This is a genomic window from Faecalispora sporosphaeroides DSM 1294 (assembly GCA_000383295.1).
GTDB classification, from domain to species: domain Bacteria; phylum Bacillota; class Clostridia; order Oscillospirales; family Acutalibacteraceae; genus Faecalispora; species Faecalispora sporosphaeroides.
In genome coordinates this window covers 328,098-342,347 of sequence record KB911066.1, presented here as the reverse complement: position 1 = coordinate 342,347, position 14,250 = coordinate 328,098, and the positions used below count along the sequence as shown (strand labels likewise).

17 protein-coding genes are annotated in these 14,250 nt (G+C 53.1%); 10 read left to right on the top strand and 7 right to left on the bottom strand.

Annotated elements, in window-relative coordinates:
- Positions 1–234 precede the first annotated feature (234 nt).
- Positions 235–900, bottom strand: a complete 666-nt coding sequence (locus G340_RS0101785; RefSeq protein ID WP_020071940.1) for a hypothetical protein — start codon at positions 898–900, stop codon at positions 235–237.
- A 69-nt stretch (positions 901–969) separates the two neighbouring features.
- Positions 970–2,442 (bottom strand): recombinase family protein, encoded by a 1,473-nt coding sequence (locus tag G340_RS0101780; protein WP_154653061.1) that lies wholly within the window; start codon positions 2,440–2,442, stop codon positions 970–972.
- Between the two features lie 178 nt (positions 2,443–2,620).
- On the opposite strand from G340_RS0101780, the gene G340_RS0101775 reads away from it, so the two are divergent.
- Complete coding sequence (locus tag G340_RS0101775) at positions 2,621–2,848, top strand: hypothetical protein (RefSeq protein WP_020071938.1); 228 nt, start codon at positions 2,621–2,623, stop codon at positions 2,846–2,848.
- Positions 2,849–3,220: 372 nt separating this feature from the next.
- A complete protein-coding gene (locus G340_RS0101765; RefSeq protein ID WP_020071936.1) occupies positions 3,221–3,538 on the top strand; it encodes an AbrB/MazE/SpoVT family DNA-binding domain-containing protein in 318 nt (105 codons plus the stop codon).
- A 53-nt stretch (positions 3,539–3,591) separates the two neighbouring features.
- On the opposite strand, the gene G340_RS18330 is transcribed toward G340_RS0101765, so the two are convergent.
- Entirely contained in the window at positions 3,592–4,011 is a 420-nt protein-coding gene (locus G340_RS18330) for a hypothetical protein (RefSeq protein ID WP_326522296.1), read from the bottom strand.
- A 23-nt stretch (positions 4,012–4,034) separates the two neighbouring features.
- Positions 4,035–4,250, bottom strand: a complete 216-nt coding sequence (locus G340_RS0101755) for a hypothetical protein (protein ID WP_020071934.1) — start codon at positions 4,248–4,250, stop codon at positions 4,035–4,037.
- 290 nt (positions 4,251–4,540) lie between these two features.
- On the opposite strand from G340_RS0101755, the gene G340_RS0101750 reads away from it, so the two are divergent.
- Together G340_RS0101750 and G340_RS0101745 are read left to right on the top strand one after the other, a co-directional pair.
- Complete coding sequence (locus tag G340_RS0101750) at positions 4,541–5,026, top strand: cupin domain-containing protein (RefSeq protein ID WP_020071933.1); 486 nt, start codon at positions 4,541–4,543, stop codon at positions 5,024–5,026.
- A 401-nt stretch (positions 5,027–5,427) separates the two neighbouring features.
- Entirely contained in the window at positions 5,428–6,084 is a 657-nt protein-coding gene (locus G340_RS0101745; RefSeq protein ID WP_020071932.1) for an undecaprenyl diphosphate synthase family protein, read from the top strand.
- A 507-nt stretch (positions 6,085–6,591) separates the two neighbouring features.
- Here the strand turns inward: G340_RS0101745 and G340_RS0101735 are convergent.
- A complete protein-coding gene (locus G340_RS0101735) occupies positions 6,592–8,826 on the bottom strand; it encodes an ATP-dependent helicase (protein WP_027103817.1) in 2,235 nt (744 codons plus the stop codon).
- A 646-nt stretch (positions 8,827–9,472) separates the two neighbouring features.
- Positions 9,473–9,913 (bottom strand): hypothetical protein, encoded by a 441-nt coding sequence (locus G340_RS0101730; protein WP_326522295.1) that lies wholly within the window; start codon positions 9,911–9,913, stop codon positions 9,473–9,475.
- A 274-nt stretch (positions 9,914–10,187) separates the two neighbouring features.
- Between G340_RS0101730 and G340_RS0101725 the strand changes: the two genes are divergently transcribed.
- The 5 genes from G340_RS0101725 to G340_RS0101705 all read left to right on the top strand — a co-directional run bounded on the left by G340_RS0101725 (position 10,188) and on the right by G340_RS0101705 (position 13,226).
- Complete coding sequence (locus G340_RS0101725) at positions 10,188–11,036, top strand: AraC family transcriptional regulator (protein ID WP_020071927.1); 849 nt, start codon at positions 10,188–10,190, stop codon at positions 11,034–11,036.
- A 4-nt stretch (positions 11,037–11,040) separates the two neighbouring features.
- Positions 11,041–11,595, top strand: a complete 555-nt coding sequence (locus tag G340_RS0101720; RefSeq protein WP_020071926.1) for a DUF1836 domain-containing protein — start codon at positions 11,041–11,043, stop codon at positions 11,593–11,595.
- Positions 11,592–11,891, top strand: coding sequence for a hypothetical protein (locus tag G340_RS0101715; protein ID WP_020071925.1), 300 nt, complete (start codon positions 11,592–11,594; stop codon positions 11,889–11,891). The genes G340_RS0101720 and G340_RS0101715 overlap by 4 nt, the downstream gene beginning before the upstream one ends.
- Before the next feature lie 66 nt (positions 11,892–11,957).
- Positions 11,958–12,284, top strand: coding sequence for a hypothetical protein (locus tag G340_RS0101710; RefSeq protein ID WP_020071924.1), 327 nt, complete (start codon positions 11,958–11,960; stop codon positions 12,282–12,284).
- A gap of 129 nt (positions 12,285–12,413) precedes the next feature.
- Positions 12,414–13,226 carry an MBL fold metallo-hydrolase gene (locus tag G340_RS0101705; RefSeq protein WP_020071923.1) on the top strand — a complete coding sequence of 271 codons (813 nt, stop codon included), beginning with the start codon at positions 12,414–12,416 and terminating at the stop codon, positions 13,224–13,226.
- Between the two features lie 404 nt (positions 13,227–13,630).
- On the opposite strand, the gene G340_RS0101700 is transcribed toward G340_RS0101705, so the two are convergent.
- A complete protein-coding gene (locus tag G340_RS0101700; RefSeq protein ID WP_020071922.1) occupies positions 13,631–13,807 on the bottom strand; it encodes a hypothetical protein in 177 nt (58 codons plus the stop codon).
- A gap of 124 nt (positions 13,808–13,931) precedes the next feature.
- Here G340_RS0101700 and G340_RS18165 point away from each other — a divergent pair, with 124 nt between their 5' ends.
- On the top strand, positions 13,932–14,093 hold the full coding sequence (locus G340_RS18165) for a hypothetical protein (protein WP_020071921.1): 162 nt from the start codon (positions 13,932–13,934) through the stop codon (positions 14,091–14,093).
- Positions 14,094–14,250: the final 157 nt, after the last annotated feature.

Below are 14,250 nucleotides of genomic sequence, written 5' to 3'. Positions count from 1 at the left end.
GGGCGGGTGCTCCGGCGAAAAGAGCAGGCCCTGCCTGTTTTAGCAGCCGCACGGTAGTCGCAAATGTCGGGCCGGTAATGCCACGCGGTGCATTTATGAAAAAACTTCCGCACCTGACTCGCCCCTGTAAGCTCCAATAAAAAATTTCAGGGCGATTCCGCAAAAGAGGAATCCACCCTGAAATTCATAAAGCGCTTTTGACGGTTTGGAGGGTGCATGGGTTGGTTTGACCGCTTACCTTTGGCGGCAGCCCCTGTCCTCACAGCCGCAGTCCCCGGATTTCGGCGGGAAAAATTCGTCCGTGGGGAAATCGATCCGGCGGAACAGCTCGCACGGGTCATCCGAGGTGGCCTCACACTCTTTTTCCGGAATGCAGAAATCATAGGCGGGGATCAGCATCTGCACATTGCGCACAATCTGCACGATGGTGAAAATACCGATGGTGACGTATACCGTGCGGCGAACAGGATCCATCACAAAATCACTGCCATATCTTCTGCAGATGCAGTCGGGAATGCGGCAGCAGATCTCACAGGGATTCGCGGGGCAGTCGCACACTCTGGCAGACAGGGCAACGGGTTCCGCCACCTGCACGGTTGCCTTGGGCAGCGCGCGGCAGGCCCAGGACTGAACCTCCAGATCATCCAGCCCATTATCGGAGCTGAACATCTTTACGTTGCCTTCGCTGCCGTACAGAATCACCTTTTTGTTGAATACGGCAATGCCGTTCACCTGAACGGAACCGGCGGTAGGCGAGCAGTAAACATCCAGTGCAACATCAAAGAAGAAGGTCATGTCTACGGAATAGAAGCCCTTGTTAAAGGGGACGGATTCCAGATCCAGATAAACCGTGATGACCTCTACATTTCTAATCTTGACAGTTGCCGCTTCGTTGATCAACTGCTGTCTATCCGGCGTAAAGTATACACGCAAATCTTCTAAGCAGTCTTTGTCGCAGGAGTGTGCGGCTTAGAGGTAGAGCGGCTTGAAAAAAAGCTCAAGCCGAAACTGTGCCGGCTTCCAGCCTTTTTCTTTATAATAGGTGGCCCGCTCTAGAACGGATTTTAAAAGCCGGTTTTTGCTCTGCGCGTCCAGATGGGGGTAGAGGCGCAGCACTTCCTCGATTTTCCCGCTTATCACCGCGGCGGGCGGCCCGGCAGAGAGCTTCCCGGCGAATTCCCTGCGGGTATTGCGCAGCTGCTCCAGGCGCTCCCGAACGGCGGCCTCGCGGCGTACAAACAGCTCGGGCGTGTAGGTGCCGCGCTCCAAAAGCTCGCAGGCGGCGTCCAGCTGTTTTTGGGCGGAGCGGATCTCACGGTCGATCGCGTCGAGTGTTTGGGTATAGGGGTGCTCGGCCCCGGGCTCCGGCCGCTGCACTGCCCGCAGCTTTCGAAGCTGCTGCTCCAGCTCGCGGAGGATGGCCCGCTCCACCGCCGGCAGCCGGCTCGAGACAACGCAGCCTCTCTTCTGGCACAGCAGGTATGGCTCGGGGCTGCGGCTCATAACCTGCCGCTGCATCAGGCCGCCGCAGTTTTTGCAGTAGATCAGCCCGGCCAGCGGATTTTCCACCCGGCCGGTGTAAGACGGGGGATGGTGCCGACTCCCGAAAATCTCCTGTGCCCTCTCAAAGGTTTTTTCGTCGATGATCGGCGGATGAATGCCCTCGGTAATGATCCATTTTTCTTTCGGGTTGGAAACGGCGACGCTTTTTCCGTTGCCTTTGCGAAGATGTGTTGTTTGATTCCAGACGATTTTCCCGATGTATACGCTGTTTTTGAGAATTTTCATCACGCTGGTACGGCCGAACCGATCGGCCCGGCGCGGCCGGGCGCCCATGGCGTTGACCGTTTCGGCGATCATCTGGCAGCCGGCGCCTTCCTCAACGTACATTTGAAACATCAGGCGCACGATTCCCGCTTCGTCCTCCCTGATGCACAGGGTTGGCTTTTTGTTTCTGTAGGCTTTTTCGTAGCCGTAGGGGGCGTTGGCAATGTATCCGCCATCTTTGATGGTGCGCTGGGTACCGGCCTTCAGGCGGCGCTTGATCATTTTCAGCTCCTGCCGGGAAAGAAAGGTTTTGAACTCGGTGTAATCCTCGTCGGCGTCGTTATCCAGATCAACTGTTTTTGCCGGCGTCATAATCTTGGTGCCGCTGGTTTTGAACGTTTCCAGAATGATGCCCTGCTCCGCCATGGAGCCGCGGCCCAGGCGGTCGATATCCATGCACAGCACGGCGTCAAACGCCTGCGCCTCCACATCCTTCAGCAGCCGCAGCATTTCGGGTCTGGCGTACAGCGCGTCGCCGGAAACAACCTCCTTGTAAATGTTTTGCTCCGAGATCGTCAGCGCGTTCTTTTCCGCGAATTCCAGAAGGGTTTTCCGGTGGCGCTCCAAGGTTTCCTCCACCGGCTCGTCGGCGTCGTCCGCGCGCGATTTGCGCAGGTAAATAGCTATGTTCGCGATGCTGCTCCCCCCTTTCCGTGGTTACCGGGATTCCCTGTACGGCCCGGTAGTTATGTATGAGAAATCGATTCTCTTTATTCCTCCTGCCCGAAAGGGAGCGCGCCAGTCATAGGACAATCGCGCGGAATCATATTTTGAGGAACGGGAGGTGAGCCGCTTGCAGAAGAGAGACGTGGGAACCCCCGCGGTGATTGTGCATTTTTTGCCCGGTTCGGCAGGGGAGGTCACAATGAACCGGGCCGCGTTTCAGGCGGCGCTTGAAACGGGGCTCTCCCGCCTGAACGGCTGCAAAACCGCGGTTGAGCCGGACTGGGAGGGCAACGAGGAGAACTGCCGCCGGTACCGCGAAAGAAAGCGCAAAGAGCAGGAAACATCAGGCGAGTGAAAGGAAAACATACCCGATGCGGCTGGCATCGGGACGCCGATAACCGGACAAGCCTACCTGCGCCTGCCGGGTTGAAAGGATACCACATCGGTTTGAAGGCCGGGCGGAACATCCGGGAACCCTTCGTGTGTTTCAGCCGGAAAAAGAAACGGGCGGTGTACCTACAGGAGGCAAACTTATGGTAAAATGGACTGGTTCAGCCGGCCGCCGAAATCCCCGCTTCCCGGCGGCGTCCTTCCGGTTTCCCTGTTCGCAGCAGCGATCCTTTGGACGAAAGGAATCCTAAGCACGAAAACCGGGAATTCAGGCTGAAACGGCAGGCTGGAAGGAGTACGGCCTGCCGCTAAAATTTGTGAAATGAGGGATTGGAGTATGAAAGAGTTTACAGGTGTCGTTAGAAACATTGATTTGGCAGGCCGCATTGTCATCCCAAAAGAGCTGCGCCGCACCCTGAAATGGGAAGTTGGGGACCCGCTCGAAATAATCTGTCAGGACAATGGCCTTGTAATCAAAGCATATAAGCCGGATCCCCTTGCCGCAACCAACGAGGAGCTGCGTCGGCGCTTAAAAGAGATCAATCAGTTAACGCTTGCCTATGAGGCGAGACAGCTGTTCAATATTCACGAAGCCTTTTCCCGCATACGGCAGATCACCAATCTCAGCGATCTGAAAGACAGCTGCGGCCCGTGACGCTTTTGGGGCCCGCCCGCAGCAGATCAAAGCGTGCATCGGCGTACGGCGCGTCATTCGTCAATGTGCTTGTGCCGGTGGTGATCAATCAGCGCCTGCTGATTGATGATCACATTCAGAGTGGCGATGACATTCGTAAAAAAGCTGCACAATACCCTTAAAGAATGAATATCCTGGCCTTTTGCGATCGCTACCGCAAAGCTTGTGGATAAATAGGATAATTCCTCCGGGCCGCAATCTTTCAGCATGTCATTCACCTCACTCCATATTATTCTGCAATCGCTGTTTTGAATACCAGCCTGTGATTGTCGGCGCAAAGTCTCGCTGAAGACCGTTTGGAAAGCCGGCACAAAAAAAGGAGCAAAGAGATCGTCTTTTGCGGCGAATGGGCGGTCAGATGAGAAAGAGCGGCGGCCAAAAGAAAAAATCAGTACCCATCCTGCCGGATCAGTACTGATTTTTCTGCGAATCATGAGTTTGCTATGCTATATTGCTTTTAGCACTTGCGTTCGCACAATAATCTTTCGATAATATCGTCGAGCAGACGTAAATCGGAATTGTTGAGATCGTCCAGCTGGGACAGAATGTTCCTTAACGCTTTTGAGCTTTCGCGGTCACAGCTTGACCAATTATTGCTGCTGCGGCTGGAATTCTCGCTGTCGTTGCTTCCGGAAACTCTTTCATTCCAAAAATCGGCAGAAGTTCTTGCCATGTTCTTACCTCCTTTTTAAGGTGATAGTACATAATATGCGTCTGCTCTTAACTCGTCCGTGCTTTTCTCATGAAAGAGATCTTGCCGCGGGCCAGATTTTTGGGGATCCTTATTTTCGGGAATCAAGACAAGGCACCCGTGCCCGGAGCGCTGCGGTGAAAAGGCCGTGCAGACGGCTGCCCGGTTAGGGAGGGCTGTGCGGCGCCCGGCAATCGTCGGCCGCCGCTTCAGTTCGGATAAACATTTTCCTTTGCTCTCATATTATGTGAAAGAAAGGGGGAAGCAATAGGATGAATAACAGGTATTCCAATTCCTGCCGTCGTTCCGACTGCGAAATAACGGATGTGGGCCCGCAGCCGTTTGTCATCAATATTGAGGCGGCCGCCAAACAAAACAGCAACTACCGTACCGCATTGTGGACGGGAAAACACCTGCAGGCAACGCTGATGAGCATTCCGGTCGGCGGAGACATCGGGCTGGAGATTCACCCGGACACCGATCAGTTTTTGCGCATTGAGCAGGGGAACGGCACGATCCGGATGGGAACCGGCAAGGAGAATCTCAGCTTCCAGACGTGTGTTTCTTCCGGCTGCGCCATCTTTATTCCGGCGGGCATATGGCACAATCTGGTGAATACGGGGAACATTCCTTTAAAGCTGTATACGATTTACGCGCCGCCCCATCACCCACACGGCACGGTTCACAAGACAAAGGCCGACGCGTTGGCGGCGGAGCATCAGGAGCAGAGAATCAAATCAAATCAATCGACGAAATGAAAAGCCGGGCCGCGCGGGCAGCTCCAGCGGCATGTGAAAGGCGGCTTTCAGGGCGCGCAGGGACAGGATCGAGAAAATCCTGCCCCGCTTTTTTTTATGTTCTCTGAACTGTCAAGGGTAGGGCGGCGATTGATTCAGAATGATGTCACAATCTGTGGCCGAGGGTTTTGTGCGGTGTGCAATTCCGGCTGCGGAATTTTTTACCTTTTGCCGAGGAATAGTTTGCTTGCAATTGTTCAATTATATAGTCAATTCACTTGAAAACCGTCCAGGTTTCAAGCTGCGGGGAACCCCGCGGCGCACCGTTTCGGTGCAAATGGAGCAGGAACGGCTGCAAAACGTTTCGTTTTGCAGTTTGTAAGGTATTATGTAATATTTCAATAGGCGAAAGGGATTGCAGCATGCGAACATTTCAAAGATTACCCCAGCATATCGGAATCATTCCGGACGGAAACAGGCGGTGGGCGCAAAGCAAGGGTCTGCAAAAGCAGGACGGGTATTCCCACGGGGTCAGGCCGGGCTTTGAGCTTTACCGGCAATGCGTTGAATTAGGCGTCAAAGAGATCACCTTTTACGGATTCACGCAGGATAACACGAAGCGCCCCTCGGTGCAGACACAGGCGTTTCAAAAGGCGTGTGTGGACGCGGTTCAGGAGCTTTCAAGGTACGACGCAAACCTGCTGGTGATCGGGAATACCGATTCCCCGCTGTTCCCGCCCGAGCTGATCCCCTATACCAAACGCGTCAAGGTTGGCCGGGGACTGATCAATGTCAATTTTCTGGTCAATTACGGGTGGGAATGGGATTTGAATCATTCTTTGGAGAATCGTTCCTCGGAAAAGCAGAGGCTGAGCCAAAGGATCGCCTCCTGCGATATTTCGAGAATTGATTTGATCATCCGCTGGGGGGACCGAAGGCGGCTGAGCGGCTTTCTGCCGGTGCAGTCCATTTACGCCGATTTTTATGTTCTGGATAAAATGTGGCCGGATTACAGCCCGGAGGATTTGTATCAGGCTCTGGACTGGTACCAGAATCAGGATGTGACCTTGGGCGGTTAAAGGCAATCTCGCGGTGCGCCGAACATGCTCCGAACCGGGGCCGCTCAGGCAATCGGCCAAATTCCGAAGGCGCTTTTGCGGAGTTGGCCTATCCTTGGCGAAAGCCTTGGCAGGGCAGAGGGAATCGTTCAGGCTGCAAATAAAAATCAAAAAAGCCCACCCCGCCGGAATAACCGGTAAGGGTGGGCCGTTCTACCCTATGCACACTCTTGTTCGCTGCACGAATCATAGATACGCATGGCGTCAATGCAAACAGCTTCTTTAAAGCATCCTGCTCCGCGCTCTTCGGACGCAATATTAAAATCTTGAGCCATAAAATGTTCCTCCTAACAGGTTAATTTCCCATGTTCTCTATAACATTTTATGGCTCAGATTCAATTTTGTTACAGGGTAATTATCACAAAGAACAGCAGCGTGGACAATATTGCTTCCCCGGCAGTTTCCCGTTGTTCCGCCGGGGGCTGTTCCGCCCGCCGGGGGAGCCCGGCGCCGTCTTTTGGCCGGTGGTTACAGCTTTGTCAGGCGGGCAAAATTAGACATCAGCTTTTTGGTGCCCACCTGCTGAAATTCAATTTCCAGCAGGTGGTCGTTGCCCATGGGCGTAACGGAGAGAATTTTTCCGACGCCGAAGGTCTTGTGCTCCACGCGGTCGCCCGTCTGGTAGCACTGGGCGGATTTCTGCGCGGGGAGATCCACCGGGCCGAACTGCCGCGCGGCGTGAATGGAGATTGTGCGGGCTTCATAGGCGGAGGTCGGCAGATCCGTGCCGGGCTCCGGCTTTTTCCACGATCTGGAACGGCTGCGCTCGACAAGCTCCTCCGGAATCTCGCTCAAAAAGCGCGACGGCTTGTTGCGCGAGGTGGAGCCGAAGATCATGCGGCTTTCGGCGTTCGTCAGGTGCAGCTCCTCGCGCGCGCGGGTGATGGCCACATAGGCCAGCCGGCGTTCCTCCTCAATTTCGGAGGGATTGTAGATGGCCTGCATTCCGGGGAAGAGGCCGTCCTCCAAGCCGGGCAGGAACACCACGGGGAATTCCAGGCCCTTTGCGGAGTGCATCGTCATCAGCACCACCTGGTCGGTGTTGGAATCGAGCTGATCGATATCGGTAAACAGAGAAACCTCCTCCAAAAAGCCGGAGAGAGAGGCGTCGGGATTCTCCTCCTGGTATTTAATCAGGCTGGAAGAAAGCTCGTTGATGTTGTCCACGCGATCCTGCGCGTCATCCTCTTCCGCCCGCAGAGAGGCGATGTAATCAGTCTTTTCCAAAATCAGCTGGTACAGATCGTTCAAAGAAATATCGGAATGGTTTGAAGCGTCGATTAGCTCCTGCATCAGGCGGGCGAAGGTCTGCAGCTTTGCCGCGGAACGGCGCAGCGGCTCAAAATCCTCAGCGCTGCTGATCACGTCGAAGAGAAGCATGCCGTTTTCACGGGCAATATCCACCGCCTGCGAAATTGTCTTTTCGCCGATGGAGCGCTTGGGCTGGTTGATGATGCGGCGCAGGCGGACTTCATCCGCAGGGTTGTTGATCACGCTCAGGTACGCCAGCATGTCGCGGATTTCCTTGCGGTCGTAAAAGCGCACACCGCCGACGATCCGGTAGGGAATGCCCGATTTCACCATCATTTTTTCCAGTGAGTTCGACTGTGAGTTCATCCGGTACAAAACGGCAAAGTCGGAGTACTTGCGTCCCTTTGCCACTCCATCCAGAATATGCGTGGCAACGTAATCCGCTTCATCCTGCTCGCTGAACGAGGTGTGCAGGTACAGCGGGCAGCCCTGGGGATTTTCCGTCCACAGTGATTTCCCTTTGCGCTGGGTGTTGTTTTCAATCACCGCGTTGGCCGCGTCCAGAATATTTTTGGTTGAGCGGTAGTTCTGCTCCAGCCGAATCACCTTCGTGCCCGGGAACGTCTTTTCAAAGCTCAGAATGTTTTCAATGGTTGCGCCGCGGAATTTGTAAATGCTCTGGTCGTCATCGCCGACGACGCACAGGTTTTTATTTTTCTGCGCCAGCAGCGACACGAATACATACTGCGCATGGTTGGTGTCCTGGTACTCGTCCACCATGTAATAGTGAAAGCGGTTCTGGTAGTATTCCAGCACATCCGGGCAGGCGCGGAACAGCTCGACCGTGTTGAAGATCAGGTCGTCAAAGTCCATCGCGTCGGAGGTTTTCAGGCGGCTCTGGTACATATGGTATGCTTCCGCAATCCGCTTGAGGCGATAATCGTCTCCGGCCCGGCCGGCGAATTCCTCCGCGTCTACCAGCGAATCCTTTGCGCGCCCGATCTCACCCAGCACCGATTTGACCGGCAGTTCCTTTTCGTCGATCTGCAAGGTCTTCAGGCAGTCCTTCATCACCCTGCGGGAATCGTCCGTATCGTAAATGGTGAAATGAGGAGTATATCCCAGTCTGTCCGCGTCGCGGCGCAGCATGCGCGCGCAGGTGGAATGGAACGTGGAGGCCCACACCTGGCCGCCCTGCTCGCCGAGCATGGCAACCAGGCGGTCTTTCAGTTCGCCCGCCGCTTTGTTCGTAAAGGTGATGGTCATGATCCGGTAAGGGTCGCAGCCCTCCTGAATCAGATACGCAACACGGTTGACCAGAACGGTCGTTTTTCCGCTGCCGGCTCCCGCCAAAATCAAAAGAGGTCCATCTTTGTGCCGGATGGCCTCCTGCTGTCTGGGATTCATCTTAGAAAAATTCTGCGCAAGCAGCGATTCATTCTGTGTAGACATATTCAATACAATCCTCCTGTTTCGTTCCTGTACCGGCGGGAACCCCCGCGCTGCGGCATTTCTTTTGCCATTTTTCAAATCAACGTGTGCTGTGCACACTCCGCAAGCGAAAAGCAAAGAAAAAGGGAGCCTGCCCTTTCATCGGACCGGTTCCGCCATGGTTTTCGGCAGCCTGCAAGGCGGGAGCTCCGTTTTGGATGCCGGCTGTTTTGGCGCTCTGGCCGATTTCTGAACTGATTCTATCATAAATCATCAGGCAAGCTGACAAACGCGCGGACCGCAGATTCTGAAGCCGGCAAGCTGATGATTCAGTGCTCTCTCAGGCGTCGAAAGCTTTGCTTTCGCACATGACGTAAGGTTCATTATACCACAGGCCCAAACGCCGTTGTAATATTTTGATCCATTGACCAAGCCGATATAACAGCCGCCCTGTGGTTATTATACCATACATTTTGAAAGAACGCCCACAAAAAAAGCTGCTCAAGTGGTCGGAACCACAAGGCAGATGATTCGATGCTCTGGCCGAAAGCGCTGCCTTCGGTTACGCTAAAGACCATTATACTCCATTTTGCGGTAAATGGCAAATCACCTGATGAAAAAAGCGCCCGGGCCGAAAGGCCCGGGCGCCTGCAAAACAGGGCCCAAATCAGAACGGGCGGGTGTTCTCCAGCAAACCGGCGGTGGCCCATGCAGAGCGTGTGCGGGGGGCCGGAGCGGGGGCGGCGGCCACTGCAAGCGGAGCGGGCTCTGCGAGAGTCACCGACTGAATCGCGCTGGCCGGCACATCGTACAGAGTATAGGCCGCCGCTGCGATAACCGCCAGAATTTCACCGGTAATTCCCTGCGCCGCCGCAGCTGGCGCGGCCAAAGGCGCGGGTGCGGCAGTGGCAGTCTGCCGGGCTGAAGCGGGCGCGGTTGCGGGCGCGGTTGCGGGCGCGGCCTGTGCCCGACGCAACGTCTCTTCGTGTTTTTCATTCAATTCGTTCAGCTTTTGCAGGGTACCGCGCAAAACAACCAGTATGGCCAACAATGCAATTGCCGCGACTGCCGATATTGCGGTGAAAATCTGAAGCTGTGTAGCCTCCATCAAAAACATCCCCATTTCTTAAATAAGTATTCTGTTCGGGAGTGTGCCGCCATTCGGGCGCATGACCCGTTTTCAGGCCGATGTCAGGAGGTTGTCCTGTGCCCTGACGTAGAATAAAATCCCAATTGAGGTTATTATACCCGATCTTCCGCGTGATTTCAATTCTTTTTCACAGAAAGCAATCACGGCTTTTCGCAAAGTTTATCATTGCATCCTCAGGTGGCAGGCTTTATAATAAATGTGAAAAACAATCCGGCAAAGGAGGGGCCGTACGGTGGAAAACGAAAAATTCAAGCGTTCTTTCCGCACTCCGTTTCAGAACAGTCTGGGTCTGGCCGTATACCGCTCCGGGCTGCAGCGCTGCGCGCCCGACCATTCCTGGGGGCCGGGAGTCCGCGATCATTACCTGATCCATTATATCCTTTCCGGAAAAGGAACGTTTGACAGCGGAAAAAGAAAGTACGCGCTTTCCGCAGGGGACGGCTTTCTTGTGGTTCCCGGGGTGGTCTCTTCCTATCAGGCTGATCACGACGAGCCGTGGGAATACTGCTGGGTGGGCTTCAACGGTGCGGATGCCGGCCGCCTTGTCAAAGAGACCGGGCTTTCGGAGGAATCGCCGCTGTTCCACTACGACAAAGACGGCGCCATCGAAAATATGCTCAACGACATTTACACCGCAACGGGGCCAAACCCCAGCAACGAGGCCCAGATGACGGCGGCGCTGCTGCGCTTTCTCGCGGCGCTGATGGTGCTGCACGGCGACCGCAATTGCCGCAAGGATACGGGCTACGCCTATGTGCAGCGCTCGATCCAGTTTATCGACTTCAACTATTCGCGCGAGGATCTGGATATCACGCAGATCGCGGCCAACGCGGGAATCAGCCGCAGCCACCTATACCGGCTGTTTTTGCAGCACACGGATATGACCCCGAACGAGTACCTGACCAAATACCGCATCAACAAGGCGGCCGATCTGCTGAAAGACGAGAATCTTTCGGTGGGCGAGGCGGCGTATTCCTCCGGCTTTTCCGATCAGCTGTACTTCTCGCGGGTGTTCCGCAAGCTCAAAGGAGTTCCTCCCAGCAAATTTGCCGAGTCCGCGCGAAAGGCGGAGAAGGAGTAATCATATGAACAATGCTTGTGACAAAATACAGGACTGGGTGCGGCAGGTGCAGGAGCACCGCACCGCCGGCTGGGATTCCCTGCCGGAGATCTATCTTTATATGGATCAGGTCGTCAATTACATGGAGCGCCAGCTGCACCTGTTCGGGCGGGACGACGAAAGCGTTCTGCTGACCCCCAGCATGATCAACAACTATGTGAAAGACGGGGTTCTGCCGCGCCCCGATAAGAAAAAGTACACTCGCGAGCATTTGGCCATGCTGACGGTGGTTTGCCTGTTAAAGCAGGTGCTGTCGATTCAGGATATTTCTTCCGTGCTGAATTATAGCTCTGGGGAGGACTACCAGAAAGAGATTTACGAGAGCTTCCGGATCGCGCAGGAGCGGGAACTGGCCGGAGTCTGCGAACGGGTAGGGCAGGCGGCCGGGCAGGGGGAAGAGGAGCTGCGCACCCTGGCCTGCGCTCTGGCCGTTGAGGCTTCTGCCCGGCGAATCGCCGCGGAACGGATTTTAAGTGAGCTTTCCCGCTCAAAAGAGAAAACGGAGGAGAAACCGTCTTGAAACAGCTAAGTCTTTTAAACCGTATTTCTACGGTGCTGAATTTTATTGTCATCGCCCTTGCCATTTTTTCGTGGCTGGCCAGCGGCTGGAACAATCCGACCGTCATGGCTACTTCTTTTGTCCTGATGTGCGCCTGCTTCTGGGTGTCCACGGCCGCGCTCATTGCAGACAGCGTTCGGAGCGGCAGCTACCGGAACAAACGCACGCGGGTGTCCTTTATCGTGCGCGATCTGTTTGCGCTGGCGGCTGCCATTTTGCTGACGTTATATACCGTTGTTACCTATTTTGTGGCGTGATAGCCGGACGTACAGCAGGTCAGAAACTTGTGGGATTTCCGGTATTAAACTTTGTGGAGGTTTCAAATGCTCATTGATAATAACCCGAAAGAATTAGAAGCAATGGAAGCATTTCACCGCGGTGACAGACAAGAGGGCTTACGGTTACAGGAAGAGTTTGCTTCGGAGTTTCGGGAAGAGTATAAAAACAAAGATCACTGTCCATGCAAAAAAGCGTGCCGTTATCATGGGAACTGCAAAGAGTGTGTTGCCATTCACAGGGCGCACCAGGAGCATGTTCCCAATTGCATGAGGCCGATGATCAATCAAAAAATCAAGCCGCTGTCAGAACTGACCGAACATACCATTTCCTATGAAATTGAGCCGCCGAAAGAAATATTGAGAAAAGAATAATTTCTGTTCATCGGGAGATTACGAGCAGAATACATAGAAAGAGTAACGAAGAAGTGATGATATGCCTCCCAAGAACCGTTTTTCCTCTGTGCAAAGATAAGATAAATTGTACAGAGGAGTGTAAAATAAATGAATCGATTAGATATGCCGGACATAACGAGTGATACTATCACGGCGATGGAGGATATGTCGTTTTTTACCCATTCTCTCATTTTTGATGACCTGCTGATTGTGGCGCAAAAAGAAACGAACTGCTTTGTGCTGAAGACGGAGGATGGGCTGATTGTTATGGATGCCATTTGGCCGGACCAAAGGGCTTTTGACGCCATCGTGAATGCAGTAAAAGAGGTAAAATGGGATCCGGATACCATTCAAAAGCTGGTTTTAACGCATGGCCATGTCGACCATACGGGATGCGGTAGGTGGCTTGTTGAACAGTATCATGTTGACACATACCTTTCAAAAGAAGATGAGATTTTCTGGAAGGAACATCCGGCAAAGCCGGACAGGCCCGAAACGTGGAAGGACTATGAGATTGACCATTTTCTCAAGGATGGGGATACCATAACCTTGGGGGAAAAGACGATCTATACCTACAGTACACCCGGTCATACGCCCGGATGCCTCAGTTATATATTCCCTGTAGAAGAAGACGGGGATATCCACATGGCAGCCTTATGGGGCGGCACGACACCTCCATGGGAAAAGGATGGGGTGAATCAATACTTAAAATCATTGGATTATTTCGTTGACGCGGCAATGTGCAAAAATGTGGATGTGGTTTTAAGTAATCACACGGCGATCGACAATGGTTTGGAACGTATCGCATACTCCAGAAAAAGATTATCCTATATGCCTAACATCTATATCATTGGGTCGAACGGAATCCAAAAGTATTTTCAGGTCTTTCGGACAATGAGTGATAAGATTCTCAAAAATTAGGAAGATCATACGAACAAAGAGCAACAGGGAATGAAAATTCCCTGTTGCTCTTTTTATAGTGGGAAAACTCCCGGCTGTGCCGGGAGTTCCAAAAAGCTTTAGCGATGAGCAAAAATGTAAGCTAAACCTGATACACAATCCTGTTGACTGCGTTTTCAAAGCAACATAGGGGGCTTCCATGAAATGTGAAGGATTTGGTAGGGAAGGGGCGCAGCCGACTCCCGTATTCATTCTCTTCTGCACAAAGATTGCTTTCGATTTTCAGTTTGCTTACTGTGCGGGAGGGGGCAGGGGTGAGAAGTACCGTTGCAAGTGTAAGAAACCCCGAGCGCCTTGAGGCGCAGCCAGTAAAACAGGGCTTTGCCCGCATAGGAAGAACCCCCGGCTGTGCCGGGGGGGAGGTACTATTCGCCGCTTGTTTCAATTTTACCGTGAACGGTTTCAAACTCGGAAACACGTTTTTTAATATATTGTTCAATCTCTTTGTTGGCGGAACGACCTTCCGATTCTGCAATGTAGCGAAACTTTTGAAACAGTATACGATCTACCCGCAGGGTGTATCTCAATACTTTCTCTTCCATAGTTCCTCCTGCACTTCACCAATTTGATGTTATTTTGATTCAATTATAGTGGAAATATTGCGTCATAACGAAAATGGTGGTAAAATGGTGAAAATATGACGGATAAAAGGTGGAGGAGAAAGGGATGCCAGATTACAAAACGATGTATTTTAAGATGTTTCATGCTTCGGAGAAAGCTCTTGCTCTAATCCTGAGTGTACAGCAAGAATGCGAGGAGCTTTTGGTCGCAGATTCAGCGCCTGAGCTCAAGGTAATTTCATTTTCGCCAAAAGAAGATGGAGAATGAGGGAGAACCGTTTGCAAGACTTTTAAGTCAATGAAAAATGGCATTCGGTTCACACTGGGGCAGCTTTTCGAGCACGGTGTTTTAATGCTGGAAGAATTCTTTAGATGAATCATCCCCCTCTATTTGGTTAACCAGAATCATATTTCCTCATATTATA

Bases quoted from the DNA above. Each gene is read 5' to 3' on its own strand.
- G340_RS0101765 (WP_020071936.1), top strand. From the start codon at position 3,221: ATGAAAGAGTTTACAGGTGTCGTTAGAAACATTGATTTGGCAGGCCGC.
- G340_RS18330 (WP_326522296.1), bottom strand. From the start codon at position 4,011: ATGATTCGCAGAAAAATCAGTACTGATCCGGCAGGATGGGTACTGATT.
- G340_RS0101755 (WP_020071934.1), bottom strand. From the start codon at position 4,250: ATGGCAAGAACTTCTGCCGATTTTTGGAATGAAAGAGTTTCCGGAAGC.
- G340_RS0101750 (WP_020071933.1), top strand. From the start codon at position 4,541: ATGAATAACAGGTATTCCAATTCCTGCCGTCGTTCCGACTGCGAAATA.
- G340_RS0101745 (WP_020071932.1), top strand. From the start codon at position 5,428: ATGCGAACATTTCAAAGATTACCCCAGCATATCGGAATCATTCCGGAC.
- G340_RS0101735 (WP_027103817.1), bottom strand. From the start codon at position 8,826: ATGTCTACACAGAATGAATCGCTGCTTGCGCAGAATTTTTCTAAGATG.
- G340_RS0101730 (WP_326522295.1), bottom strand. From the start codon at position 9,913: ATGGAGGCTACACAGCTTCAGATTTTCACCGCAATATCGGCAGTCGCG.
- G340_RS0101720 (WP_020071926.1), top strand. From the start codon at position 11,041: ATGAACAATGCTTGTGACAAAATACAGGACTGGGTGCGGCAGGTGCAG.
- G340_RS0101710 (WP_020071924.1), top strand. From the start codon at position 11,958: ATGCTCATTGATAATAACCCGAAAGAATTAGAAGCAATGGAAGCATTT.
- G340_RS0101705 (WP_020071923.1), top strand. From the start codon at position 12,414: ATGAATCGATTAGATATGCCGGACATAACGAGTGATACTATCACGGCG.
- G340_RS0101700 (WP_020071922.1), bottom strand. From the start codon at position 13,807: ATGGAAGAGAAAGTATTGAGATACACCCTGCGGGTAGATCGTATACTG.
- G340_RS18165 (WP_020071921.1), top strand. From the start codon at position 13,932: ATGCCAGATTACAAAACGATGTATTTTAAGATGTTTCATGCTTCGGAG.